The following is a 24627-nucleotide window of genomic DNA, read 5'->3' on the forward strand; positions in this document are numbered from 1 at the left end:
CGCGGACAACGACATCGTCTTCGCGCGCTGCAGCTGCGCGTCCTAGCGCAGTTTCCTGGTGTACTGATACAGCCAGCTGGCTATTGCAGCCCAAAGGGCGATGGCGGCGAAAAACAATCTCGCAATCCTCTCCGAATAGGTAATCTCAGGCAGATAGCCAAGCAGATACAGGCAAAAACCGACGATCGGTGCACTGCCCGCCCCGACCAGTGCGGCAGTGCGCGGATGTGCGTGCTTCAGCCAAGGAAGCAGGTGCAGTGCGGGCACGGCCAGAACCAAAAATGCAGGCAAGCCCAGGATGAACGAAAGGAGAGGAAAGGATAGAAAGAAACAGGTCTCCATCGTCATGTCCGATGTAAACCGCCAACACAATGAACAAGATGATGCCGCTGAAAAACAACGCGGTAAGGCAGGCATAAATCGATATGACAAGAATCATGAAGCTCGCTTTAGCCACCCCTGCCAGGACCAGCAAGAGCGCCCTGCGATCAAATGCCCACGTCATGTCGGCTGCGTTGCAATGAAGGTCGCATTCGAGATCAACACGCCAGTTCTCCAATGCGGATGCGGCCGCCGTCATCAAGCCTGCAATGCACGTCCTGCCTGGGGCAGAGCAGATCTCCTGCACGCGCGCTGTGGATGTCCACACGTGCAGTTCCACCTTGTGCGTACGTGTACACAACGTACTTGGGTTCCTCGCCTGTCTCAAATAGCAGGCCCTGCCAGGAACCGGCATAGAGCTGGAGACTAGCGACACATGCGCTTGTGTAGGTCGCCAGGCCTCTGCGGTCGTTGGCACAGTTGCGATCTATTACCAACCAATACGCCACTCCTGGCGACAATCCTCAAGACACCCGCACCAGGCGGGTGTCTTGAGTAAATCAAGCCTTGTCCGTGGCCAAGCCGAAACTCAGCCTTACGCCTTATCCGCATCCAGGTGATACCGCGTGGCCTGCGCCACTTCATTCTTCGAGCCCAGGAACACCGGCACGCGCTGATGCAGTTGTGTGGGCTGGATGTCGAGGATGCGTTCGCGCCCGGTGGTGGCCGCGCCGCCGGCTTGTTCCACCAGCATGCTCATCGGGTTGGCTTCGTACATCAGGCGCAGCTTGCCGGGCTTGGCCGCGTCCTTCTTGTCCCAGGGGTAGATGAAGATGCCGCCGCGGGTAAGGATGCGGTGCACGTCGGCGACCATGCTGGCGATCCAGCGCATGTTGAAGTCCTTGCCGCGGGTGCCGTCCTTGCCGGCCAGTAGGTCGCCCACATAGGCCTGCATCGCCGGTTCCCAGTGGCGCTGGTTGGACATGTTGATGGCGTATTCGGCGGTGTCTTCGGGCACGCGCATATTGGCCTGGGTCAGCAGGAAGCTGCCTTCTTCGCGCTCCAGGGTGAAGGCGTGGGTGCCGTGGCCCAGGGTAAGTACCAGCATGGTGCTGGGGCCGTAGATGCAGTAGCCGGCGGCAACCTGCTGCGTGCCCGGCTGCAGGAAGTGTTCGTCGCCGGGCTTTTCGGTGCCCTTGGGCGCGCGCAGTACCGAGAAGATGGTGCCGACCGAGACGTTGACGTCGATGTTGGAGCTGCCATCGAGCGGGTCGAACAGCAGCAGGAAATCGCCGCTGGGGTATTGGTCGGGCACCGGCTGGCTGTGGTCCATTTCTTCGGAGGCGCACGCGGCCAGGTGGCCGCCCCAGGCATTGGCTTCGAGCAGGATGTCGTTGCTCAGCACGTCGAGCTTTTTCTGCGCCTCGCCCTGCACGTTGCCGGTACCGGCGTCGCCGAGCACGCCGCCCAGCGCGCCCTTGCTCACGGCGATGGAAATGCGCTTGCAGGCGCGCGAGACGATGGTGATCAGCTGGCGCAATTCCGCATCGATACGGCCGGCGTGTTGTTCTTCGATCAGGAAGCGGGTCAGCGAGGGACGCGACATGGGGGCGGGCAGCCTGTGTAGGAAGTGGGCCGCCATTGTCGCCATTGCGCCGTTAGATTTCGATCACTTGCTGCGCGTTTCGGAGCGCGGTTGATCGAACATGTGCGAATGGGGGCTGCGATGGTTGCGCTGCGCTTGCCCCCATCCGCCCTTCGGGCACCTTCCCCCGCGGGCGGGGGAAGGGAGCAGGCAGTGCGCGTCGCCCGTCGATAGCGTGGCTGCTCCCGCGCATGCGGCGCTGACTGGCGCAGCACCTGTCGTTGCTCGCGGCTTGTGCCTCTGGCAAGCGACGGCGTCGGGCCTGGAACGCGTCGCGTCGCCGCCCTGTCACGTGCAGTGTCCGCGGTGGGCTGTGGAGCGCGCCGTGTGACCGCAGGCCTGCCAAAGGCTCTGCTGCGCGGGCATAAAAAAACCGGGAGGCTTGCGCGCTCCCGGTGCTTGCGTTGTGTAGGTCGGCCAATGCGGTCAACCGCATCGGTGGCCGCTTACATCCGGCTGACGGTCGCCACGGCCTGGGCCACGTAGTCCAGATTGCGCTGGCTCAGTGCGGCCACGCAGATGCGGCCGGTGCCCACGGCGTAGATGGCGAACTCGTCGCGCAGGCGGTCCACTTGCGACCTGGTCAGGCCCGAGTACGAGAACATGCCGGCCTGGCGCTGGATGAACTCAAATTCCGGCGAGCCCAGCGTGGCCAGCCGCTCGACCAGACCGGCGCGCAGGGCGTGGATGCGCTCGCGCATTTCGGTCAATTCCTGCTCCCACACATCGCGCAGTTCCGGGCTGGTCAGCACGCCGGCCACCAGTGCGGCGCCGTGCGTGGACGGGCTGGAATAGATGGTGCGGATGATGCGCTTGACCTGCGACTGCACGGCCTTGGCTTCGGCCGCAGTGGCCGAGACCACCGACAGCGCACCCACGCGCTCGCCATACAGCGAGAACGACTTGGAATACGAGCTGGCCACCACGTAGCTGTCGATGCCTTCGGCAACGAGCAGGCGCACCGCGTAGGCATCGGCCTCGATGCCCTTGTCGAAGCCCTGGTAGGCGATGTCCACGAACGGGAACAGGTTGCGTTCCTTCAACAGGCCGGCAACCTGCTTCCACTGGTCCTTGGTCAGGTCCGCGCCAGTGGGGTTGTGGCAGCAGGCGTGCAGCAGCACCACCGTGCCCGGTTCGAGTTTTGCCAGATCGGCGAGCATGCCGTCGAAGTTCAGGCCGTGGGTCGCTGCGTCGAAGTAGGTGTAATCCACGACCTCGAAGCCGGCCGCGCCGAACACCGCGCGGTGGTTTTCCCAGCTCGGGTTGCTGATGGCGATGGTGGAGGTAGGCAGCAGCTTCTTGAGCAGGTCTGCGCCAACGCGCAGCGCACCGCTGCCGCCGACGGTCTGCGAGGTCGCCACGCGCCCGGAGGCCACCAGTGCCGATTCGGCACCGAACAGCAGCTCCTGGGTGGCCTTGTCGTAGGCAGCCAGGCCGTCGATGGGCAGATAGCCGCGCGGTTTGGCTTCCTGCGCGAGCTGCTGCTCGATCTTGTGCACGGCGCGCAGCAGCGGGATGCGGCCGTTTTCGTCGTAATAGATACCCACGCCCAGGTTGACCTTGTTGGGGCGGCTATCGGCGTTGTAGGCCTCGGTCAGGCCCAGGATGGGGTCGCCTGGAACCTGTTCTACGTTTGCAAAGAAGGACACGGCATGACTCACTGAAGGACGAAAGAGTGGGGTACTTCCGGATCGTTGACCGCTGCTGGGCCAAACCACTTCATCGTAGCAGGGCGTGGCGGGCGTAGCATGCTTCGTTCCGCACGCAACGATACGGCCACAGGACGGATGAGGGACACTACGCGCATGCCCAGACTCACCTTGTTGGCCGCCGCGTGCGGCGTGTTCGTTGCGAGCGCCGTTGCGCCCGCCCTGGCCGCCGAGCCCACACCCCAGCTGCTGCCAGCCGTGCAGGTGGATGCCGCGCGCGTGCACGGGGTGGACGACTTCGACCTGCCGGCCTCGTTCACCGTGGTGTCGGCCGACGACGACAACCGCCGCGGCGCGCAGGTGTCCGAGCTGCTGGACGGTATCCCAGGGCTGGTGGCGCGCGACCGCCAGAACTACGCGCAAGACACCCAGCTGTCGATCCGCGGCTTCGGTGCGCGTTCCACCTTTGGCGTACGCGGCGTGCGCCTGCTGGTGGATGGCATCCCGGCGAGCATGCCCGATGGTCAGGGCCAGTTGTCGCACTTCAACGTGCTGGGCGCCGAGCGGGTGGAAGTGCTGCGCGGGCCGTTTTCGGCGCTGTACGGCAACTCTTCCGGCGGCGTACTGCAGCTGTGGAGCGCCGAAGGCAAGCCGGATGATCCATGGCGGCTGCGTGCCACCTACGGCAGCAATGCCACCGTCAATGTGGGCGCGCAGTTGCTCGGCCAGCAGGGCGCGGTGCATTACAACCTGGCCGCCAATCACTTCGAAACCGATGGCTTCCGCGACCATAGCCGCGCCAAGCGCGACTCGGTCAACGCCAAGCTCGGTTTCGATCTGGCGCCCGGCAGCCGGCTGGATCTGGTGCTCAATTATCTCGACGCGCCCGATGCGCAGGACCCGCTGGGCCTGACCCGCGCGCAATTCAATGCCGACCCGCGCCAGGCCACATCTGTGGCCACGCAGTTCAATACCCGCAAATCGGTGCGTCAATCGCAGGCCGGGGCGATCTTCACCCAGCAATTCGACAGCCAGACACTGCGGTTGATGGCCTATGGCGGCCAGCGCAGCGTGGAGCAGTTCCTGGCGGTGCCGGTGGCGGTGCAGCGCAACCCGCTGCACGCCGGTGGCGTGATCGATCTGGACAGCAATTACGAAGGCGCCGACGCGCGCTGGGCGTGGCAGGGACAGGCGCTGGGCCGGCCGCTGCAGCTCACCGTGGGCGCGAACGTCGATCGCCAACGGCAGCACCGCACCGGCTACGAAAACTTCGTCGGCGCCACGTTGGGCGTGCAGGGCGCGCTGCGCCGCAATCAGCGCGACCAGGTCGAAAACGTGGACCAGTTTGCGCAGGCCTGGTGGCAGTGGAGCGACCGCTGGTCGGCACTGCTGGGCGTGCGGCATAGCCAGGTACGTTTCAAGTCGGACGACCACTACATCGTGGGCCGCAATCCCGACGATAGCGGGCGGCGCGATTATTCGGCCACCACGCCGGTGGGCGGCATCGTGTTCCGCGCCACCGACGATCTGCGTTTTTACGCCTCGGCCGGACGCGGCTTCGAAACACCCACCTTCAACGAGCTGGGCTATCGCAACGATGGCGCCGCCGGTCTTGCGCTGGATCTGGGCTCGGCCACGAGCCGCAATTACGAAGTCGGTAGCAAGTGGCGCGCGCAGAGCGGCGCGGCGCTGCAGCTGGCGTTGTTTCGCGCCGACACTGACGACGAACTGGCGGTGGCCAGCAACACCAACGGCCGCAGCACCTTCCGCAACATCGGCGCCACCCGTCGCCAGGGCGCGGAGCTCAGTTGGCAGCAACCGCTGGGCGCCACCCAGCAAGTGCAGCTGGCTTACACGTTTGTCGACGCCACCGTGCGTGATGGCTATCTCACCTGCGCCAGCAGCGGTTGCGCCACGCCCACCGCACCGGTGGCCAGCGGCTCGCGCCTGCCCGGCGTGCCGCGCCAGCAATTGTTTGCGCGCTGGCAGTGGCAACCGGCGCAGTGGCAGTTCGCCGCCGAAGCGGTGGCCTCCGACGCCACCGTGGCCAACGACCTGGCCACCGAGCGCGCGCCCGGCTATGCGTTGGTCAATCTGGAAGCCTCGCGCCGCTGGACCACTGCGCAGGGTGCGCTGCGTACGTTTGCACGCATCGACAACGCGCTGGACCGGCAGTACGTGGGCTCGGTGATCGTCAACGACGGCAACGGGCGCTATTACGAGCCGGGCCCGGATCGCACGTATACGGTGGGGCTGCAGTGGGATTTTGGTGGCTGAGCAGGCCGCAGGCGGTGCGCGTCCAACAACGCGCCCGCTGCCCCGTAGGAGCGCACCCGGGCGCCACGAAGCCATCCAGATAACACGCCTCGCTACGTGGCCGCCACAGCAGCGCGCAGAGGCATCTCCAGCAAAACGCCAGGCCACACCATGCGCGTCATCGATCACGCCCCCGCAGACTGGTTTCTCCTGCGCGAGGACAACCGCTACTGGCTGGACATCAACTGCACGATGTCGGCCACCGGCTTCTCGATCCTGCTCCCGTTGAACGCAACAGAGCTCGCCGATGTGTTGGTAGACGCGCACGCCGCCTGCGCGCAGCTGGCGGCGCAGGTACAAGCCAGACCACACGCCTATGCCGTGCGCGATAGCAGCGCCCTGCATGGCAACCGCGTGCTTGCGGCAGTGCAGGCATGGCGCGCCGCAGGAGGTACGACGGCGGCTTGAAGCAGCGTCGCGCTATGCGAAGAAGGCTGTCGTCACTCAACACGTGCGTGATAGTTTGGATCACTCATTCACCGCAAGGAGCGCGACGATGACAGCCTGGAAGCAAGCGTTGGTTTTTTCGGCGACGGTGGCGTGTCTGCTGGCCTGCAATGTGGCCAGTGCAGACGTTGACCTGCATGTCGTGCGCGACTATCCCGCCGGCACTCCGGCCACGGCCCAGATACACAGCTGGTTGCTGCAGCAGTCGAGGCTGAAGACACAGCCCCGGCAGATTGCGCCGCCGGCCAGCGCTGCCGACTTGGGCGCTATTCGTATCAGCACTGCCTTATTCGATCGTCCATTGGGCACTCGCACCGACGCTGCAGGCGAGGCAGCCCCCCTGCCGGTACGCGGTCAGCCGCGCGATGAAGTCACCATCGATGCGTGCAATGCCGGTCAGCGTTATCGCTGGGTCTATGTATGGCAGCAGACGCCGGCCGCTGCATGGCAGCTGCGCTCCTACCATCAAAAAAGCGTCGCCGACTGCAAGGCGCCGCTGGACGAGCCGATGCCGTCAGGAACACACACAACCACGCGTTGACCCTGGCGACAGTGCCCGCACGCCGATATCAACGTCACGCTGCCATCGGTATTGCCGCCACACGCGCTCTTTACTGCCTGTTGATCGTCGCCTTACGCCTATAGGCGATGATGCGTTGCAATGCATTTGAGCGGGAAAACCAGTCTTTCTGCGTAGCAGGAAATGACGCAGCGCAACAGCGCTTGCGCTGACATTGCGCTAGCACTTGCAGGGGTATACACGTTCGCATCGGACCACGCTGCCAGGAGACCATGATGAACGCGCTTGCCTCAACCAAACCGCTCAATACCGACCCGCAGTCCATCTTCAAATCGCGCTACGATAACTTCATCGGCGGTGCGTGGGTTGCGCCGCACGGCGGCCAATATTTCGACAACACCACGCCGATCAGCGGCAAGGTCTTCACCTCGATTGCGCGCTCCACCGCGCCGGATATCGAGGCGGCGCTTGATGCTGCGCACGCGGCGAAAGAGGCCTGGGGCAAGACCTCCACCACCGATCGCTCCAATGTGCTGCTCAAGATCGCCGATCGCATCGAGCAGAATTTGGAATTGCTGGCCTATGCCGAAACCTGGGACAACGGCAAACCGGTGCGCGAAACGCTCAATGCCGATGTGCCGCTGTGCGTGGATCACTTCCGTTATTTTGCCGGCGCGATCCGGGCGCAGGAAGGCGGCATTTCCGAGATCGACAGCGACACCATCGCCTACCATTTCCACGAGCCGCTCGGCGTGGTGGGGCAGATCATTCCGTGGAATTTCCCGTTGCTGATGGCGTGCTGGAAACTGGCGCCGGCACTGGCCGCCGGTAACTGCGTGGTGATGAAGCCGGCCGAACAGACGCCGGCGTCGATCCTGGTGTTGATGGAAGTCATCGGCGATCTGCTACCGCCCGGCGTGCTCAACGTGGTCAATGGCTTTGGGTTGGAGGCTGGCAAGCCGCTGGCCAGTAACCCGCGCATCGCCAAGATCGCCTTCACCGGCGAAACCACCACCGGCCGGCTGATCATGCAGTACGCCAGCCAGAACCTGATTCCGGTGACGCTGGAGCTGGGCGGTAAATCGCCCAACATCTTCTTTGCCGATGTGATGGCCGAAGACGATGATTTTCTCGACAAGGCGGTGGAAGGTTTTGTGCTGTTTGCCTTCAATCAGGGCGAGGTGTGCACCTGCCCGTCGCGCGCGCTGATCCAGGAATCGATCTACGACAAGTTCATGGAAAAAGCGCTCAAGCGCGTAGCCGCAATCAAGCAGGGCAACCCACTCGATCCCAACACCATGGTTGGCGCGCAGGCATCGAGCGAGCAGCTGGAAAAGATCCTGTCGTACATCGACATCGGCAGGCAGGAAGGCGCCGAAGTGTTGATCGGTGGCGAGCGCAACACGCTCGATGGCGAGCTGGCCGAGGGCTTCTACGTCAAGCCCACCGTGTTCAAGGGACACAACAAGATGCGCGTGTTCCAGGAAGAGATCTTCGGGCCGGTGGTGTCGGTCACCACCTTCAAGGACGAAGCCGAGGCGCTGGCGATCGCCAACGACACGCTCTACGGCCTGGGCGCTGGCGTGTGGAGTCGCGATGCGTCGCGGTTGTACCGCATGGGCCGCGCGATCCAGGCCGGGCGCGTGTGGACCAACTGCTATCACGCCTATCCCGCGCATGCTGCGTTCGGTGGCTACAAGCAATCAGGCATCGGCCGCGAGAATCACAAGATGATGCTCGACCATTACCAGCAGACCAAGAACCTGCTGGTGAGCTATTCGCCGAAGGCGCTGGGGTTCTTCTGAGCCATCCGGGCGCACAGGCAACGCGACTTGCCTGTGCGTCAGCTGCATGCGCCACGCGATGCGTGCAGTACGGCACGGAGGCCGCCGAGTTGCCGGACACGACACCCGCAACGACGTGCCGCGCGTATGCGCGCTCGCTTGATCCAGGGGCGTAACGCGCCATAGATTGCGGCCCGAGGCGGCCGTGGGAGAGAAACCATGCAAGCTGCTGCCGAAACCGACTTGCCATTACAGGTCATGGCCACGCTGCCAGCATTACAGCTGATCGACACACTGCGTGCGCGGCACGGCGATCTGCTGTTCCATCAGTCCGGTGGGTGTTGCGATGGCTCGTCGCCAATGTGCTTTGCGGTCGGCGACTTCATCGTAGGCGATCGCGACGTGCTGCTGGGCGAGATCGGCGGCGCGTCGTTCTACATCAGCGCGCCGCAGTTCGAGTACTGGAAGCACACCCAGCTGATCATCGATGTGGTGCCGGGCCGTGGTGGCATGTTCTCGCTGGAAAATGGCGAAGGCGTGCGATTTTTGGTGCGCTCGCGGCTCTTCAGCGATGATGAGTTCCGCCGTCTCCAGGCGGCGGGGCTGGCCTAGCACCGCCAGACTCGCCCCGCGACCGTGCTGGTATCAGCGCTCGGCTGCCGGTGTGCTGCCCGGCGTCTTGGCAGGGGTGTCGTCATCGGCCGGGATCAAGCGGCCTGGTGCATCGCCTGCACCTCGATCCTCATACTGCTCGGCATCGCGCTTGCCGTGCTGTTCGCCCGGTTGGGTGGGTTGGTCGCGTAAGGGGTCGCGGGACATGGCGCCGCTCCTGGTGTCTGGATGGGCTGCCAGTTCAGCGCGTGCGCGGTGAAGGGCACGCAAATCGCACGATATAAGCGGATTTCTCACGTCTGGATCACGGCAGCGGCGCTACTGATGTGGGCCCTCAACGCTGCACCGTGGAGCAGACCATGCGCCCCCAGGACCGCCGTCCCGACCGTCGCCTGTTCAGTGCGCAGGTGGAGCCTGCAGCGGCCAAGCGGACCCATCGCAAGCGACCGCCGCTTGATGCCGTCGGTGTGGCGCAGGACTTCCAGTGCTACAGCCTGGCCGATTACCAGCGCCGCCGCCGCCGGGGCGGGCCCACCTGGCGCGATCTGTCGCCGGCCTATGCGTTCGCCCGCCTGACCCACGCTGCAGACTGGCCGCGCGGCAATGATGCGCACTGTGAACAGGCGTTGGCGGCGCAGTGGGACAGCATGCGCGGCAACTCGCGCCTGGACTGGCCGCATGCGCGCACCATCGTCGAAGACGCCTGGCTGGCGCTGGACCATATTCCTAACGCAGCCATCCACGGAGCGGCGCACTGATGGCACGACCGATCTGGACCGGAACCCTGTCATTTGGCCTGCTCAACGTGCCGGTGTCGCTGATGTCCGGCGAACGCAAGGTGGACCTGCACTTTCGCATGCTCGACTCGCGCGACAAGAAGCCGATCCGCTTCGAGCGCGTCAACGCCGATACCGGCGATGAAGTGCCATGGAAGGAAATCGTCAAGGCATTCGAGTACGACAAGGGCAGCTACGTCATCGTCGAAGAGCAGGACATCCGCTCGGCGTCGCCGGAAAGCCACGAGACGGTGGAGGTGGAAACCTTTGTCGATGCAGCCGACATCGACCCGCGCTATTTCGAAAAGCCCTACATCCTGGTGCCAGGCAAGAAGGCCGAAAAAGGCTATGTGCTGCTGCGCGAAACGCTGCGTGACACCGGCAAGGTGGGTATTGCCAAGGTGGTGATCCGCACCCGCGAATACCTGGCCGCAGTGATGCCGCAGGGTGATGCGTTGATCCTGTTGCTGCTGCGCTATCAACAGGAAGTGGTGGACCCGCAGGACTTCAAATTGCCGGCCGGTGCGGTGGGCGAGTACCGCATCACGCCCAAGGAACAGGAGATGGCCAGGCAGCTGATCGAGTCGATGTCCGGCACCTGGCAGCCGGAGGACTATCACGACGAATTCCGCGGCAAGCTCGAGAAGATCCTGCGCAAGCGCATCCAGGAAAAGGGTGGCACCACGCAGGTGGAGGTGGAGCCCGCCCAGCATGAAGACGCCACCACCAACGTGGTGGATTTCATGTCCTTGCTGCAGAAAAGTCTGCAGGCCAATACGCGTACACCAGCCAAGAAGACCGGCACAGTTGGCTCGAACGCTGCGTCGGTCAAAAAGGCTGCAACCAAGAAAGTCGCCAAAAAAGCCACCAAGAAGACGGCGAGCAAGGCGACCAAGAAAACCGCGGCAAAAGCCGCACCGCGCCGCAAGACCGGCTAGCCGATGGGCCGGAACGACCACGCTACCAAGCGCAGGCCAATGCAGGCCACCTGGCGCACGCGTGCACTGGAGTTGGATGGCGCACGCGATGCGCCGTGTCCGACCGACTTGCGCGCGCAGCTCACGCTGTTGCGCGAGCAGGCCCCAGACGGCGATGGATGGCTGCATGAAATCAAATGGGATGGATATCGCCTGCTGGCCGACCTGGTCGATGGCCGTGTGCAACTGCGCTCGCGTAACGATCAGGCATGGACGAAGCGCTTCCCGGAGGTAGTGAGCGCGCTGCAGGCGTTGCCGCTGCGCGACGCACGGCTTGATGGCGAGCTGGTGGTGCTGGATGCGCAGGGACGTAGCGATTTCTCCGCATTGCAACGGGCGCTGGATGGCAGCGCGCGGCAGCCGCTGCGCTATCTGGTGTTCGATCTGCTCGGTGTGGCCGGCGTCGATCTGCGCGATACGCCGCTGCTGCAGCGCAAACAGCTGCTGCGTGCACTGCTTGGCGACACCCCGGGTACGTTGGCTTACAGCGACCATGTGATCGGACGCGGGCCGGAGGTGTTCGCGGCCAGTGCCGACAAGGATTGGGAAGGCATCGTCAGCAAGCGTACCGATGCGGCGTATCGCGGCGGCCGCGGTGCGGATTGGGTCAAGACCAAGCACGAAGACAGCGACGAGTTTGTGGTGGTGGGCTATACCGATCCCAAAGGCACGCGCAGTGGCTTCGGTGCCTTGCTGCTTGCACAACTGGACGGCAAGACGCTGCGTTACGTGGGCCGCGTGGGCACCGGTTTCGATGATGCGTTGTTGGGCAAGATCACCATGCAACTGCGTGCGCTGCACAGCGACACCGCCACGTTGGAACTGCCATCGCATCTACCGGGCCGTCCGCGCGATGTGCACTGGGTGCGGCCGGCGCTGATCGCCGAAGTGGCATTTCGTGGCTGGGCCAAGCAAGGGCTGTTGCGGCAAGCTGCGTTCAAGCGGTTACGGCAGGATAAACCCATGACCGATCTGGGTGGCGACCGCGTTGCACCCGCCAAGCGCGCGACCAAGACACGCGCTGCAGCAGCGAAATCGAGCGTGGCGAAGCGGAAGACCGCGACCAAAAAAGTCTCCAGGACCACGAGCAGCGTTGCGAGCACACGCACACGTGCTGGCGAGGCAGCGTCCAAGAGCAGTACATCCATAGCATCGAGCGTCACCAGCACTGCATCGGCCACGGCGAAGAAGACAGCGGCGGCGCTGCCCACCGACGGCGTCACCATCACCCATCCCGAGCGTGTGGTGTTTCCTGCGCTGGGCATCAGCAAGGGCGAGGTGGCGGCCTACTACCGCGCCGTTGCGCCGCTGGTGTTGCTGGAGGTTGCGCGCCGGCCGCTGTCGTTGCTGCGCTGCCCCGATGGCGTGGGTGGCGACTGCTTCTTCCAGAAGCACCAGGGCCGGCATCTGGGCGCGCATATCGAGGCGATTGCGCTCAAGCAGAAAAGCGGTACCGAGGAGTATTTGTATATCGAGGATGCAGCCGGCTTGCTCGAGCTGGTGCAGATGAACACGCTGGAGCTGCATCCGTGGGGGTCGTGCATCGACGACCCGGAGCATCCGGACCGCCTGGTATTCGACCTGGATCCGGGCGAACAGGTCGCCTGGTCCGCGGTGGTGGCTGCCGCGCGCGACATCCGCACCAAGCTGCGCGCGGCGGGACTGGAAAGCGCAGTGCGCTTATCCGGTGGCAAGGGGCTGCATGTCGTCGTGCCGATTGTGCCCGATGCCAGCTGGGAGCAAGCGCGCGATTTCTGTGAGGCATTCGCGCAGGCGCTGGCCACGCAGGCGCCGGAGCGTTACGTGGCCACCATGAGCAAGGCCAAGCGGCATGGCGTGATCTTTGTCGACTGGCTGCGCAACGGCCGCGGCAACACCAGCGTATGTTCGTGGTCGCTGCGCGCGCGCGAAAAGGCCACCGTCGCGGTACCGCTGCACTGGGAAGAGCTCGGCAAGATCAGCGGGCCGGATGCATTTCCGATCGACAAGGCCGTGCAACGTGCCAAGCGTCAGCGTAGTGACCCGTGGGCGGAGGTGCGGGCAGTGAAGCAGCGGTTGCCGACAAGCGAGGGCAAGCGCTAACGATTGATACGACGATTGTGCAGTTGCTACGCAGAAGCAGTGCGGCGCAGGAAGTACGCGTACTTCCCGATGTCGAAGCATCGTGCCCGCTCAAGCAAAGACTGCAGCCGCTCTAGCCGGCTGAGAGAAAAGGCGCAGAGCGATGGCAGACAACGCCGCCATTGCTTATTGCCCGGCATGCACCCAGCAAAACCAATGCGGCCAAGCGCTTTTACCGATTCCCGATTCCCAATTCTCCATTCCCGATTCAAGGCGACACAGCGTTCTCGCGCGTCACCCGGCTCAACGCATCGCTGCTGATCTCGGCAATCGAATGCGTGCCGGTCAGCGTCATTGCCACGCGCATTTCCTTCTCGATCAAGGCCAGCAAATTTTCTACTCCGGCCTGGCCGCCGGCCGCCAGCGCGTAGACGAATGCGCGGCCCAACAACACCGCATCGGCGCCGAGCGCGAGCATGCGCACCACATCCAGCCCACTGCGGATGCCCGAGTCGGCAAGGATCTTGAGCTGCCCCTTCACCGCATCGGCAATGGCCGGCAACGCGCGTGCGCTGGACAGCACGCCATCGAGCTGACGCCCACCGTGGTTGGATACCACGATGCCGTCGGCGCCGAAGCGCACCGCATCGCGCGCATCGTCCGGGTCCAGGATTCCCTTGATCACCATCGGCCCGGTCCAGAACTCGCGGATCCATTCCAGGTCTTTCCACGCAATCGACGGGTCGAAGTTGGCGCCGAGCCAGCCGATGTAGTCCTGCAAGCCGGTGGGGCTGCCGCGATAGGCCGAGATGTTGCCCAGATCATGCGGTTTGCCGAGCAGGCCCACGTCCCACGCCCAGCGCGGATGCGTCACCGCCTGCAGCATCCGCCGCAGCGATGCATTGGGCCCGCTCATGCCCGAGTGCACATCGCGGTAGCGCGCGCCCGGTGTGGGCATGTCCACGGTGAATACCAACGTGGTGACGCCGGCCGCTTTGGCGCGCTCTAGCGCATTGCGCATGAAGCCGCGGTCCTTGAGCACATACAGCTGGAACCACATCGGCCGGCTGATGGCCGGCGCCACTTCTTCGATCGGGCACACCGACACCGTGGAGAGGGTGAACGGGATCCCGCGCGCGGCCGCTGCACGTGCGGCCTGCACTTCGCCGCGCCGCGCATACATGCCGGTGAGCCCGACCGGTGCCAAAGCCACTGGCATCGCCAGGGTTTCGCCGAACAGCTCGGTGCTCAGGCTCAGGTCGGACATGTTGCGCAGCACCCGCTGGCGCAGCGCGATATCGGCCAGATCCGAGACATTGCGCCGCAGCGTGTGCTCTGCATACGCGCCGCCATCGATGTAATGAAACAAAAACGGCGGCAAGCGCGCCTGCGCGGCGGCACGGTAATCGGAAGCGGCAGAAATGATCATCGAAGACGGACGACAGCTGCGGGGTAGCCGTTGAGTGTAAGGCGATCGGTGTGTTGCGGGGATGGGCGGCGCGTCTGTTGGTAGCAACGCGTGTCTTACAACGGCCACGCTGTTCGTCAGTGTGGTGATGGCCTTGCCGTTCGCAACGCGCCACGCGTCGCTCGATAGATCAGGTTGTCAGCGGTCATAGGGCGCAAGCGCGGCCAGGTCCTCCGTCGCGCTACGCAGCCGCCACAAAATGCCCATGGAATCCCAGCGGAATCGCGTAAGGCAGCCATGCCTGCGCGATCGGCCCGGCATCGATGTGCTGTGCGTCCAGCACCATCAACCCGGTGCGCGCGCGCTGGGTGTCGAGCACCGTTCCCACCAGCCAGCCCTGGTCCGGGCGCGTGCTGCCGGGCTTGGCGACGAACACATGTTCTTCGGCCAGCACATGCGGGCCGTAGCGGTGCACCTGGCGGCGGTCGCGTTCCAGGTCGTAGCCGGCCACGGCGTTAAGAAACGGCGACTGGTTCGGGCCATCGATGCACGGGGCATACAGACGTGCGCCCTGCGTGCGTGGGGTGCGGTGGTCGAACAGCGGCAGTTCCAGGTTGTCCACCGGATGCACCTGCCAGTGCGCGCGGCCACTGGCCAGATCCAGATGCAGGCTGCGTAGCTGCACCGCTGCCGGCTTGGCGTTCGGGTCGCCGTGCATGGCCGCACGCATCGGCGAGCGGGCTTCTTCCGGATCGGTGTGCACGATGGCGCGCACCACGATGCGGTCCTGCTGCGCGTAGGCATCGGCAAAGTGATAGGCCACCGCAAAGTCGGCCTCGAACCAGCGCGGTTGGTCCAGAGCATCCTTGGGCACCACCGCAATACGGCACGGCGCGTCCGGGGTGAAGCGCATTTGCTCGAAGAACGCGCCGTCGCCGTCCAGCCGCCGATACGGCGCCATGACCAGGATCAGATGGCGATCGGTCATCGCAAAGCTGTGCATATAGGCCGGCGCATCGGTCTGCAGCAGCTGCACGTTGCGCAACGTGGCATCGGCGCCCAGGTGCCAGAGCACCACGCCGGTGGAGCCCACCACGCTGATCGAGCCGACATTCCAGACGCTGCCATCGTGGTCGGTCAATGGGTGCGCAGAAAACGGCATCGCCGCCAGATCCTCGCGCCAGGTGACCGGGCCGATGGTGCTTAGCGCGTCGGGGTCCAGTTCGATCGCCGAGCCGGCTTCCCATAGCGCGAACAGGCGGCCATTGAGCATCGTGACCGAGATGTTGGCGGTGTTGACGTCGTCGTTGTTGCGCGCCGGCTGCATGTCCGGCACGGAAGTGCCGGCCGCGCGATACAGAAAGCGCCCGGCCTGCTGCTCCTGGGTGAACTTGTGGGTGGCCACCATGCGTCCGCGGTGCTGCACCTGCCCACCGCCCAGCTGCCAGCGGTGCACCATGCCGTCGCCGTCGAACCAGTGTTCGTAGCGAAACCCGGCGCGCTCGGTCCAGGCCGGGCCATTGCGATACAGGCTGCCTGCCAACCCCTCGGGCAGTGCGCCCTGCAGTGTTGCGGTGGCCGGCCCCAGGGTGGGGCTGGTGACGCTACGCCAGCCCAGCAGCCACGGCGTGCGCTGCAACTGCGCCTGGAACGCGGCCGCTTCTGCAGCGTGTGCAGGCAGGCTGCGCAGGGCAAAGCCGCCCAGCGCAGCGCTGCCGGTGGCGGCCAGTAACGATTGCAGGAAGCGGCGGCGGTGCATGCATGGCTCCTTTCGCGCGTGGGCCTCAGCGCATCTGCACGCTGAGGCGTTTGCCGCTGGCCGGCAGGTCGAAGACGATTTCGTCGAAGCCGGGTTTACGCATGCCGGTCGGGTTGTTGCTGAAGCCGTAGCCTTCCACCGGCATGCCGATCAGGTTGGTGTCCAGCTTGCCGTTGGCGTTTTCGTCGTGATTGACCATCACCGCGTAGCGCCCGGGGGCCAGATTCTTGAACTGGATATGCGGTGCGCTGCCGGTGATCGGCACCGTCTGCGCCTGCACCGGTGGTTGGGCGCTATCCAGTTGCGCGGCGGTGGCGATCACCGCAATCCGTAACTGGCCCTGTTGCGAGCGCAGGCCGCTGATGCCCACGTCCAGATCGGCGGCGTTGACGGCAGCGCTGCCAAGCAGGCTGACCAAGGCGACAACAGCGTAAGTGCGGGCAAGCATGCAACTCTCCTGGCAACGATGGGGGATGCGGCGCGCGCAGCCCGATGGTACGCAGCGCGCCAACCCGGCAGCGGTGGCGGCCGTCGCAGATCGGCCGATGCGGCAGCGACACCAGACAGTGCGGCACTGCTCCTGCGTGCATGTGGCGCAGGCCGAACCGGTGTGCGAGCGCGCGAAGCCCTGCAGCGTTGCAGGCGCTGCTGCCAACTCACCACACCAGCGGCAGCAAGCGACGGCGCTGCGCGGCATAGGCCGGGTAGGCAACCGGGAAGGCGCGTTGCAGTGCGGCTTCTTCGACCCGGATGCGATGCAGGAACGCCAACGTCACCGGCACCACGATCGCCACCACCGACAACGCATTGCCCATGCCCAGCGCCAGTCCGTAGAAGGCCATCAGCGCGCCGGTATAGGACGGGTGACGCAGCAGGCGATACGGCCCGCTGCGCACCAGTTGGTGGTCTGGCTGGATGGTCACATCCACCGTGAACCAGCGTGCCAGCACCTGGATGGCCCACACCCGCAGCGCCAACCCGCCGCCGATCAAGGCGCAGCCGGCCCACTGCAGCGGCGCGTGCCAGCTCTGCGGCCAATGCGCCAGCCCGCTATAGGCCACCGCCACCGCAATGGCCACCGCCGCATACAGCACCCGCCACAACTGCTGCAGCGTGCCCTGATCGTGCGCGCCGCCATCGCTGGCGCGGCGACGGCGGCTGAGCAGCACTTCATAGCCGCCCCAGATCAGATTGAGTGCGAGAAACAGACTGGACGCAGACATGGCGTAACTCCGTGGCGATGGGGTGGGTTGGTGATGCCAGTGTGCGCAGGCGCTGCACCCGGCACAGGGGCCGCAGGTCATCGATCCCACCTGCCGGAAGTCACTTTCTGCAGGCGCACCATTGCCGAGCGGCCACGCGGCGGTCAGCATCGCCGTATGACATCCCCCCTGCGCGACATCGCCAAACCGCTCAACCTGGCCGGCATGCTCACCATCGCGGCGGTCATGCTGTCGTTCGGTCCGGAGCTCTCACCGTCTGCGCGATGGCGCTGGGCCACCTTGATTGGCTTCACCCTGGTGTTCCTGTTGCGCTACCTGCTGCCGCCACGGCCGCTGCCGCAGCGGGGCGCCCTGTTGCTGCAGGCACTGCTGGCGGTGGCCTTGGTCTGGCTGGAGCCGCGCACCGGGACCTCGCCGGTGTTGCTGGTGCTGGTGGTCGCGCAGGCGGCGATACGCTGGCAACCGCCCCAGGTGCTGGCGCTGATGCTGGTGATCAATGCGGCCACGTATGCGATTTTCGTGCAGGCGCATCTCCCGCGCCCACTGCTGATGGTGACCATCTACACCAGCTTCCAGGCCTTTGCCGCGCTGACCGCCAACTACGCGCGCAGTGCCGAACGCGCGCGCGATGCGCTGGCCTACGTCAACGCCGATCTGCTGGCCACACGCGCGCTGCTGGCCGACAGCGCACGCGACGCCGAGCGCCTGCGCCTGGCGCGCGAGCTGCACGATGTGGCCGGGCACAAACTCACCGCCATGCGCATCAATCTGCGCCTGCTCAGCGCCGACCCCGCGTTGGCGCAGCGCGACGACATTGCGGTGCTGGAGCAGCTGTCTGCCGAACTGCTGGCCGACATCCGCAACGTGGTGCAGTCCATGCGCGACGATCGCGGCCTGGACCTGCAAACCGCGTTGCGCGCGCTGGCCGCACCGTTCCCGCGCCCGGCGCTGCGCCTGCGCATCGACCCGGATGTGCGCATCACCGATGCCCGCGTGGCGGAGTTATTGCTGCGGCTGGTGCAGGAGGCGCTGACCAATGCGGTGCGGCATGCCGATGCCGATGAAGTCGCGGTGCATCTGCAGTGCGAGAACGCGCAGCTGCGCGTGGACATTCAAGACGACGGCCGCCGCGCCGAGTGCATCCGCGAAGGCAACGGCATCACCGGCATGCGCGAACGCCTGGCGTCCCTGCAAGGCCACCTCGATCTAGGCCTCACCCCCACGGGCGGCATGCATCTGACTGCGAGAGTTCCGCTATGAGTTCACTTCGAGTCGCCCTGGCCGACGACCAGATCCTGGTCCGCGCCGGCTTGCGCGCTTTGCTGCAGCAGCAAGGCGTGGAGGTGGTCTGCGAGGCCGACGACGGCCAGGCATTGCTGGATGCGCTCAGCGTCACCGCGGTGGATGTGGTGCTCAGCGATATCCGCATGCCCGGCGTCGACGGCATCCAGGCGCTGGGGCAACTGCGCGCCCGCGGCGACCGCACCCCCGTGCTGCTGCTGACCACCTTCGACGACAGCGACCTGCTGCTGCGCGCCACCGAAGCCGGCGCGCAGGGCTTCCTGCTCAAGGACGCCGCCCCGGAAGACCTGCGCGATGCCATCGCCCGCGTCGCTGCCGGCGAGACCCTGCTGCAACCGGTCAGCACCGACCCGGTGCGCGCGCGTTACCAGTTCCGCGACCAACAGGCGCCGAGCGAGACCTTCAGCGAACGCGAGGTGGCGATCCTGCGCCTGCTGGCCGGCGGCTATTCCAACAAGGAAATCGCCCGCACCCTGTTCCTGGCCGAAGGCACGGTGAAGAACTACGTCTCCACCATCCTGGAAAAGCTCGGCACCCGCGACCGCACCCGCGCGGTGCTGAAGGCGATCACCTTGCGGGTGATTTGAGGGCGGGGGTTGGGTGCGAGTGCCAGGCAAGGCCGCAGGCGTGGTGGGGGCACGAGGCTTCGCCCGTACCCTCATCCGCCCCTGCGGGGCACCTTCTCCCGATGGGAGAAGAAAGAGCTCCCTCCCGATGGGAGAAGGGAGAGCTCCATGGCGACCGGGAAGCCTGTCGTCTGCCTCCGGTTGACCAAGGCTGATCCGCATGTCGATGGGGGAATCTTCTGCTGTCGAGGAGAGAATCTTCTTCTGTCGAGGAGATAACGGGGAGCCTAAAGCCCCTCTCCTGCGGGAGAGGGGTTGGGGTGAGGGTACGGGGCGAAGCCACCCGTGGAATCCGATGACACCGGGCTTCGCCCTCAGCCTCGCCCATCCCTGCAGAGCAACTTCGTGCAAAGGGAGAAGTAACAGCCCAGCAGCCAGTCCGCATGGCTCGGTGCCAGCGGCCAGTCACTCCAGTTTTACCCCTGGGTTGACCCAAGAGCTGCACCCAAATGCCCCTTTTCCTAAAGGTTACGCAGCTGTGGCGAAGGCAGGCAGCGACGCCAAGCACGCCGGTCCGTCAACCAGCCCGCACTCCGCACGGCTGCTCTATCTAATTGTTTCAAAAAGGATTCTGAGAATCCGTCAGCTTCCACCAGCAACCGTAAGGTTGCCGTCAGGTCTGGCGAGCGGCCGCGCACCAAGGTGATCCGGCGGCCACTGGCGCCGCCCGGAAACGCGCCGCGCTCCGGTCTGCTGCGGAGTCCGTCATGCGCCATACCCGATCCCTTGCCGTGCTCTTCGTTCTATTCGTCATGGTGGCTTGGTCAGGTCCGACGCAGGCCGAACTGCCCGCACCCTGGGCCCAGGCCGCGTTGCTGACCAAGCCGTCGGCGGTCGACCCTGTTCTGCGCATGGTCTTCGGTTCTGGCGAGCTGGACAGGCAGCGCGCCGCAGCCCGCGTCTGCGACAAAGATGCCTGCAATCCGCTCGGCCCCGACGCGTCCCCGGCCTGGTTATGACCACCGCAGGGAGCGAGCAACCACCGGCAGGCAAACAGCGGCCTGTCAGGGTTGCCGGGAACCGGCGGACCCATAGCGTCTTTTCCAAACACGCAGACCGCCACGACAGTGCGCTCCCGGTGCCGACCGTCTGTCTCCACCGACTGGCACTTCGGCATCCAACGCCGCCGGTGTGACTGATTCGCAGCGGCGCTTGCCAGCAGTGAGCGCATCACGGCTCAGTGCCCTGACGGTCGCACCCATTGCGCGGCCCTTCTCGCTCGACCGTTCAACCTAGCTGAGCGGCACATCGCCTGGCAGCGAACTGCCAGACCGCGTGCAGCAGCAGATGAGGAGCGACTAAAAAATCACTGCGCGGCGGCCAGGTGGGCGCGGCCGGCGCTCAGAATCGGGCACGTACCACACGCTGCCGGTCCCTGCGCGCCGTCCACACCGACCTGGCAGCCGCTCGCTACGTCTTGTCAGCTGTTCTTATTCCCGGGGTGGGAGTTCCTGCGGGTTGATCTTTGGATCGTTACCGACCTGGGGATCGCAACTGAACCAGACTTTATTTCCCTTCTTGTCCTTGCGGGTTGGGTCTTCAACGATGAGGGTCAGAAAGATCAGTGTGGGGACGCTATTGGCGTTGATGACCTCGACGCTGCGGCCGCCAGCGGCAATCACGGGTTCACTGATCTGTTTGAACGCGTCGGTCGTCAGCAGACTCTTGATCTTGAAATGCTTCGGAACAACGGTTTCATCGAAGTGATAAGTCAACGTCGATACGCCGTCGTCCTTGTCGACAATCAGCAGATCCGGAGCAAAGCTGTAGAAATATTCGCCAGCGCCCGTGTTTCCTCCGAATCCCACCCGAGCGACCGTGAGCTTGATACTGAAGTCCGTCATGACTTGTCCTGTTCCTTGAGAAGCGGGGCATAGAAGGAGACAAACCCCGGGTGGCGGTAGCCCGCTTGGTACAGCCATCCGAGCTGTTGCGTAACAGCAGTGCGCTGGCCCAGATGCACTTGGGCGCGAATCCAGGGGTCGAGCAGGTTCTTGTCGCGGCTGTTGCCGATGTCCTTGCCAAACAGCGTCACCGCGCGCTGCCATGCAGCACGTGCGCCATTGTCATCGCCCGCAGCTGCGCGTTGTTCGCCCTGCCAGACCAGCGCGAGTGCCAATGTCGAAATAGCGGACAGATCGTCCGGCTTGGCTTGATGCAGTGCATCCACGCGCGCCACGATCTGATCCAGGCTGCCCGCGTGAGCGGCCTGGATGTGGTGCAAGCGCAGCGCGATGATGGCATCCAGCAATTCCCAGTCGGGCAGCGGCTGCGACTGCTGCAGCAGGCTGGCCATGGTGTGACGCGCCTGCCCCAATTGCTGCGTGGCCTGCGCAGACTGCCCGTCCAATGCGGCGATCCAGCCGGCCTGCGTATAGGCATGCCCCAGATCGCTGCGCCAGGTCTGATTGTCCGGCTGCAAGGCCACCAGCGGCTGCAGGATGCGTACGCTGTCTTGCGCGTCGCGCTGCGCCTGGGGCAGATGACCCTGCACCAACGCCAGATTGGAGACGCGGATCAACGACACCGCCAGACGTCGTCGCCAGGCATCGGCGTTGGGGTCCTTGGCGACCAGCACGCGCAGCATCGCGATTTGATCGCGATACCCCTGCTCGGCAGGCGCCAGCAGGCCCTGGTTCTCCTGCGCCAGGCTCAGCCCGGACAAGCTGTCGATCAATTCGTAGCGCAGTGATGCATTGTCCGGAGCGCGCGCGCTGAGCACGCGCTTGAGCGCGATGTCGCGCGCAAAAAACCCGATCGCCGTTGCGACATCGCCCTGCGCGTTGGCCAGCATGCCCAGATTGTTGAGCGCGTACGACAGTTCCAGCTGCCAGTGAGGATCGGCCGGCACGCTGCGCACCAGCCACTCGCTGGCGGCCAGATATTGCGACCAATGGGCGTGCGCCAGCGCGAACTGCTTCTTGCGATAGGCCATATTCCCCAGCCAATACGCCGCCTGGCCGGTTTCCGCATGTGCATCCAGCATGTCGGGCGCGCGCAGGCGTGCCTGCTCGGCGGTGGCGGCCGCACGCGTAAACGCCGCCTGCGCCTCGTCCAACTTGCCCTGGTTCATCAGCACTTCGCCGGTGGTCCGCAGGGCCCGGGCGTGGTTGATCAGATCGCCCGGTTGCATGCTGGCGTTGGGCAGATCTTCCAGATAGCGCAGCGAGCGGCTGCCTACGCTGTCGAGCAGCTTGAGATTGCCCACCGTGCGCAACTGCTCGGCCAGATCGCCCAGCATGTAGCTCACCAGTTGCTGGGCCTGATCGCGGCGCTCTTCTGCCACTTGCTGGGCCTGGCGCGCCTGCCAACCGAGCAGGAGCGATGCGCTGGCTAGCACCACCAGCAAGGTGGCGGCCGTTGCATACAGGCCGCGGCGGCGTTGCTGCGAGCGCTCGCAGGCACGCAAGAACGCCACATCCACCGCATCCAGATCCTGCGGCATGCGCCGTGCGGCTTCGCGCGCTTCGCTCAACGGGCGCCCGCTGTTGAGCAGGTGATCGGTGCGCCGGCCCTCGCTTGCCCAGCGCTGCGCGGCCAGCTGCAGGCGCTTGCGTGCCTGCAGTAATCGGCGGTTTTCGTGGATCCACTCGGCCGCGCGTGGCCATTGCCGCAGCAAGGCTTCGTGCGCCACCGCAAACCCCGGCTCGCCGGCCACCAGTTCGCTGACAAACAGCCGCGCATGCACGAAGGCATCGACCAGCGCATGCGCCGCACCGTCGGCCGGCAATGTCGACCAGGGTGCACGGCGTGCGGTCACCGCAGCGCTGTCGGGATGAATCACGCTCAGCTGTGTCAGCACCTCGCCCAGCGCTGCCTGCGCGGCGGCCGGCAAGGCACGAAAGGTCGCTTCGGCGTGGTGCGCCAACGCGCCTTCCAATCCACCCAAGGCGCGGTAGGCCGCAAACGTCAGCAGGCCATCGTCGCTGCGCTGCGCGTGTAGCGCATGCAACAAATGCTGCAACAACGGCAACGCATCGGGCTGGCGCGCGGTGGCATCACGCAGCACATCGTCCAGGCGGCTAACGCTGTCGTGCTCTTCTTCGAAGCGCAGCCCGGCCATCGCCGCGGGCACGCGAATGATCTGGCCGATCTCGCCGTCGCGCGGCGGCAGCAGATCCACATGCCCGTCGCCACGTTTGAGTTCGACGATGTCCGGCAAGGCATCGATCAGCCGCGGATAAAAGTCGCTGCGGGTCAGCAGTAACACCGCCACATGCGCGCTGCTGCACAGCGCCTGCAATACAGCGGCCAGCGCGCTGCGGTCGGCATCGGTGATGCCGGGTGCGGCCACCATGGCTTCGGCATGGTCGATCACCAGCAGCAGATGCCGTTGGGTCTGCGCGCTATCGCGTACCGGGGCGCTGTACCGTAGCGCTTCGACGATTGCGGCATGCAGCGGGGCAGGGTGTTGCAGCCACTCGGCAAGCCGTGCCAGTTGCGCGGGCGAGAACACCGCGCGCTCGGCGATTGACCAGTCGCCGAGTGCGCGCGCGAGCGTGTCTTGCACATCGCCGCCACGGCATTGCGCCAGATTGCAGTACGTCACCGCCACCGCTTCCAGCCCATCCAGCCCGCCGGCGTGCGACAGCAACGGCACCACGCCGGCCCGCAGCAACGAGGTCTTGCCGCAGCCGCTCGCCCCGCTCACCAGCACCAGCCCGCGCTGGCTGTGCAGCTGCGCGCGCAACGCCGCAACGACTTGTGCAATTGCGTGACTGCGGCCGAAAAACACCTCTGCATGCGCCGGGTCGAAGGCCTGCAGGCCCACGTACGGGCTGCCCTGCGCCCACGACCCGGTGCCGATCACCGCGCCGCGATACTCCTGCGGAAACACCACCTTGGGCAGCAACCGATAGCCGCGTTTGCGGATGGTTTCGATAAAGCGCGGCTGGCGGCTGTCGTCGCCCAGCTTGCGGCGCAGCTGCGCGATGGTCTTGTGCACCGGGTTATCGCCGTAAAAGCTGCCGTGCCACACCTCGATCAGCAGCTGCTCGGCGCTGATTACTTCGCCGGCGCGCTCTGCCAGTGCGATCAGCACTTCCATCATGCGCGGTTCCAGCGTGATGGTCTGGCCGTCGTCGATCAGCGTCAGCCGCTCGGGCTCGACCAGCAGCGGGCCGAGGCGGAACCGCGGAACGGAGCTCAGCTGCGTGACGCGCTCGCTACGAAGAGACATCGCTCGGATACCGGTCGTACAA

21 protein-coding genes and 1 other RNA gene are annotated in these 24627 nt (G+C 65.3%); 12 read left to right on the forward strand and 10 right to left on the reverse strand.

All coding sequences use genetic code 11. The annotated features are described in order from the left end of the window. Positions 1-42 precede the first annotated feature (42 nt). The 3 genes from VC212_RS19090 to VC212_RS19100 form a co-directional block, all read right to left on the reverse strand. Positions 43-348, reverse strand: a complete 306-nt coding sequence (locus VC212_RS19090) for a hypothetical protein (RefSeq protein ID WP_323526542.1) — start codon at positions 346-348, stop codon at positions 43-45. Between the two features lie 568 nt (positions 349-916). Continuing rightward, on the reverse strand, positions 917-1927 hold the full coding sequence (locus VC212_RS19095; RefSeq protein WP_055852866.1) for a class 1 fructose-bisphosphatase: 1011 nt from the start codon (positions 1925-1927) through the stop codon (positions 917-919). A gap of 485 nt (positions 1928-2412) precedes the next feature. After that, entirely contained in the window at positions 2413-3615 is a 1203-nt protein-coding gene (locus tag VC212_RS19100) for an amino acid aminotransferase (RefSeq protein ID WP_323526543.1), read from the reverse strand. Between the two features lie 156 nt (positions 3616-3771). Between VC212_RS19100 and VC212_RS19105 the strand changes: the two genes are divergently transcribed. From VC212_RS19105 to VC212_RS19125, 5 genes are all read left to right on the forward strand, one after another. After that, positions 3772-5892 (forward strand): TonB-dependent receptor, encoded by a 2121-nt coding sequence (locus VC212_RS19105; RefSeq protein ID WP_323526544.1) that lies wholly within the window; start codon positions 3772-3774, stop codon positions 5890-5892. A gap of 150 nt (positions 5893-6042) precedes the next feature. Then, a complete protein-coding gene (locus VC212_RS19110) occupies positions 6043-6339 on the forward strand; it encodes a hypothetical protein (protein ID WP_323526545.1) in 297 nt (98 codons plus the stop codon). Next, positions 6275-6919 (forward strand): hypothetical protein, encoded by a 645-nt coding sequence (locus VC212_RS19115; protein WP_323526546.1) that lies wholly within the window; start codon positions 6275-6277, stop codon positions 6917-6919. The genes VC212_RS19110 and VC212_RS19115 overlap by 65 nt, the downstream gene beginning before the upstream one ends. Before the next feature lie 254 nt (positions 6920-7173). Beyond that, positions 7174-8703: an aldehyde dehydrogenase gene (adh, locus tag VC212_RS19120; RefSeq protein ID WP_055852878.1), complete on the forward strand. Its 1530-nt coding sequence runs from the start codon at positions 7174-7176 to the stop codon at positions 8701-8703. 198 nt (positions 8704-8901) lie between these two features. Next, positions 8902-9294 (forward strand): DUF779 domain-containing protein, encoded by a 393-nt coding sequence (locus tag VC212_RS19125; protein ID WP_323526547.1) that lies wholly within the window; start codon positions 8902-8904, stop codon positions 9292-9294. A 33-nt stretch (positions 9295-9327) separates the two neighbouring features. Here the strand turns inward: VC212_RS19125 and VC212_RS19130 are convergent, their stop codons facing one another. Continuing rightward, positions 9328-9501, reverse strand: coding sequence for a hypothetical protein (locus tag VC212_RS19130; RefSeq protein WP_164497826.1), 174 nt, complete (start codon positions 9499-9501; stop codon positions 9328-9330). A 152-nt stretch (positions 9502-9653) separates the two neighbouring features. Here VC212_RS19130 and VC212_RS19135 point away from each other — a divergent pair, with 152 nt between their 5' ends. The 3 genes from VC212_RS19135 to ligD are packed head-to-tail and all read left to right on the forward strand — an operon-like array spanning position 9654 to position 13129. Further along, positions 9654-10052, forward strand: a complete 399-nt coding sequence (locus VC212_RS19135; protein WP_323526548.1) for a hypothetical protein — start codon at positions 9654-9656, stop codon at positions 10050-10052. After that, positions 10052-11008, forward strand: coding sequence for a Ku protein (locus tag VC212_RS19140; RefSeq protein ID WP_323526549.1), 957 nt, complete (start codon positions 10052-10054; stop codon positions 11006-11008). Before VC212_RS19135 ends, VC212_RS19140 begins: the two co-directional genes overlap by 1 nt. Before the next feature lie 39 nt (positions 11009-11047). Beyond that, entirely contained in the window at positions 11048-13129 is a 2082-nt protein-coding gene (gene ligD / locus VC212_RS19145; protein WP_323526550.1) for a DNA ligase D, read from the forward strand. A 247-nt stretch (positions 13130-13376) separates the two neighbouring features. Here the strand turns inward: ligD and lldD are convergent, their stop codons facing one another. The 4 genes from lldD to VC212_RS19165 all read right to left on the reverse strand — a co-directional run bounded on the left by lldD (position 13377) and on the right by VC212_RS19165 (position 17498). Then, positions 13377-14537: an FMN-dependent L-lactate dehydrogenase LldD gene (gene lldD, locus VC212_RS19150; RefSeq protein ID WP_323526551.1), complete on the reverse strand. Its 1161-nt coding sequence runs from the start codon at positions 14535-14537 to the stop codon at positions 13377-13379. A gap of 220 nt (positions 14538-14757) precedes the next feature. Beyond that, positions 14758-16275, reverse strand: a complete 1518-nt coding sequence (locus tag VC212_RS19155) for a carotenoid oxygenase family protein (protein WP_323526552.1) — start codon at positions 16273-16275, stop codon at positions 14758-14760. A gap of 25 nt (positions 16276-16300) precedes the next feature. Further along, complete coding sequence (locus VC212_RS19160; protein ID WP_115515098.1) at positions 16301-16693, reverse strand: DUF2141 domain-containing protein; 393 nt, start codon at positions 16691-16693, stop codon at positions 16301-16303. A gap of 238 nt (positions 16694-16931) precedes the next feature. Further along, positions 16932-17498, reverse strand: coding sequence for a PEMT/PEM2 methyltransferase family protein (locus VC212_RS19165; RefSeq protein WP_323526553.1), 567 nt, complete (start codon positions 17496-17498; stop codon positions 16932-16934). Between the two features lie 33 nt (positions 17499-17531). Between VC212_RS19165 and VC212_RS19170 the strand changes: the two genes are divergently transcribed. The 4 genes from VC212_RS19170 (at position 17532) to VC212_RS19185 (ending at position 20852) form a co-directional block, all read left to right on the forward strand. Then, positions 17532-18758, forward strand: coding sequence for a sensor histidine kinase (locus tag VC212_RS19170; protein ID WP_323526554.1), 1227 nt, complete (start codon positions 17532-17534; stop codon positions 18756-18758). Further along, positions 18755-19387 (forward strand): response regulator transcription factor, encoded by a 633-nt coding sequence (locus tag VC212_RS19175; protein ID WP_323518237.1) that lies wholly within the window; start codon positions 18755-18757, stop codon positions 19385-19387. Before VC212_RS19170 ends, VC212_RS19175 begins: the two co-directional genes overlap by 4 nt. 746 nt (positions 19388-20133) lie before the next feature. Continuing rightward, positions 20134-20385: a hypothetical protein gene (locus VC212_RS19180; RefSeq protein ID WP_323526555.1), complete on the forward strand. Its 252-nt coding sequence runs from the start codon at positions 20134-20136 to the stop codon at positions 20383-20385. Positions 20386-20779: 394 nt separating this feature from the next. Then, positions 20780-20852: non-coding RNA, sX9 sRNA (locus VC212_RS19185), on the forward strand. Between the two features lie 4 nt (positions 20853-20856). Here the strand turns inward: VC212_RS19185 and VC212_RS19190 are convergent. Then, positions 20857-21270 (reverse strand): hypothetical protein, encoded by a 414-nt coding sequence (locus tag VC212_RS19190; RefSeq protein ID WP_323526556.1) that lies wholly within the window; start codon positions 21268-21270, stop codon positions 20857-20859. Beyond that, on the reverse strand, positions 21267-24605 hold the full coding sequence (locus tag VC212_RS19195; RefSeq protein WP_323526558.1) for a winged helix-turn-helix domain-containing protein: 3339 nt from the start codon (positions 24603-24605) through the stop codon (positions 21267-21269). The genes VC212_RS19190 and VC212_RS19195 overlap by 4 nt, the downstream gene beginning before the upstream one ends. Positions 24606-24627 lie beyond the last annotated feature (22 nt).

Source organism: Xanthomonas sp. WHRI 8932A (assembly GCF_035012785.1).
In the GTDB taxonomy this organism is placed as follows: Bacteria; Pseudomonadota; Gammaproteobacteria; order Xanthomonadales; family Xanthomonadaceae; genus Xanthomonas.

Excerpts from the sequence above, each read along its gene's own strand:
- VC212_RS19115 (WP_323526546.1), top strand. The coding sequence starts at position 6,275 with ATGGCAACCGCGTGCTTGCGGCAGTGCAGGCATGGCGCGCCGCAGGAG.
- VC212_RS19180 (WP_323526555.1), top strand. The coding sequence starts at position 20,134 with ATGCGCCATACCCGATCCCTTGCCGTGCTCTTCGTTCTATTCGTCATG.
- VC212_RS19135 (WP_323526548.1), top strand. The coding sequence starts at position 9,654 with ATGCGCCCCCAGGACCGCCGTCCCGACCGTCGCCTGTTCAGTGCGCAG.
- adh (WP_055852878.1), top strand. The coding sequence starts at position 7,174 with ATGAACGCGCTTGCCTCAACCAAACCGCTCAATACCGACCCGCAGTCC.
- VC212_RS19090 (WP_323526542.1), bottom strand. The coding sequence starts at position 348 with ATGACGATGGAGACCTGTTTCTTTCTATCCTTTCCTCTCCTTTCGTTC.
- VC212_RS19195 (WP_323526558.1), bottom strand. The coding sequence starts at position 24,605 with ATGTCTCTTCGTAGCGAGCGCGTCACGCAGCTGAGCTCCGTTCCGCGG.
- VC212_RS19155 (WP_323526552.1), bottom strand. The coding sequence starts at position 16,275 with ATGCACCGCCGCCGCTTCCTGCAATCGTTACTGGCCGCCACCGGCAGC.
- VC212_RS19170 (WP_323526554.1), top strand. The coding sequence starts at position 17,532 with ATGCCAGTGTGCGCAGGCGCTGCACCCGGCACAGGGGCCGCAGGTCAT.
- VC212_RS19110 (WP_323526545.1), top strand. The coding sequence starts at position 6,043 with ATGCGCGTCATCGATCACGCCCCCGCAGACTGGTTTCTCCTGCGCGAG.
- VC212_RS19130 (WP_164497826.1), bottom strand. The coding sequence starts at position 9,501 with ATGTCCCGCGACCCCTTACGCGACCAACCCACCCAACCGGGCGAACAG.
- VC212_RS19190 (WP_323526556.1), bottom strand. The coding sequence starts at position 21,270 with ATGACGGACTTCAGTATCAAGCTCACGGTCGCTCGGGTGGGATTCGGA.
- ligD (WP_323526550.1), top strand. The coding sequence starts at position 11,048 with ATGCAGGCCACCTGGCGCACGCGTGCACTGGAGTTGGATGGCGCACGC.
- lldD (WP_323526551.1), bottom strand. The coding sequence starts at position 14,537 with ATGATCATTTCTGCCGCTTCCGATTACCGTGCCGCCGCGCAGGCGCGC.
- VC212_RS19140 (WP_323526549.1), top strand. The coding sequence starts at position 10,052 with ATGGCACGACCGATCTGGACCGGAACCCTGTCATTTGGCCTGCTCAAC.
- VC212_RS19165 (WP_323526553.1), bottom strand. The coding sequence starts at position 17,498 with ATGTCTGCGTCCAGTCTGTTTCTCGCACTCAATCTGATCTGGGGCGGC.
- VC212_RS19125 (WP_323526547.1), top strand. The coding sequence starts at position 8,902 with ATGCAAGCTGCTGCCGAAACCGACTTGCCATTACAGGTCATGGCCACG.
- VC212_RS19095 (WP_055852866.1), bottom strand. The coding sequence starts at position 1,927 with ATGTCGCGTCCCTCGCTGACCCGCTTCCTGATCGAAGAACAACACGCC.
- VC212_RS19175 (WP_323518237.1), top strand. The coding sequence starts at position 18,755 with ATGAGTTCACTTCGAGTCGCCCTGGCCGACGACCAGATCCTGGTCCGC.
- VC212_RS19105 (WP_323526544.1), top strand. The coding sequence starts at position 3,772 with ATGCCCAGACTCACCTTGTTGGCCGCCGCGTGCGGCGTGTTCGTTGCG.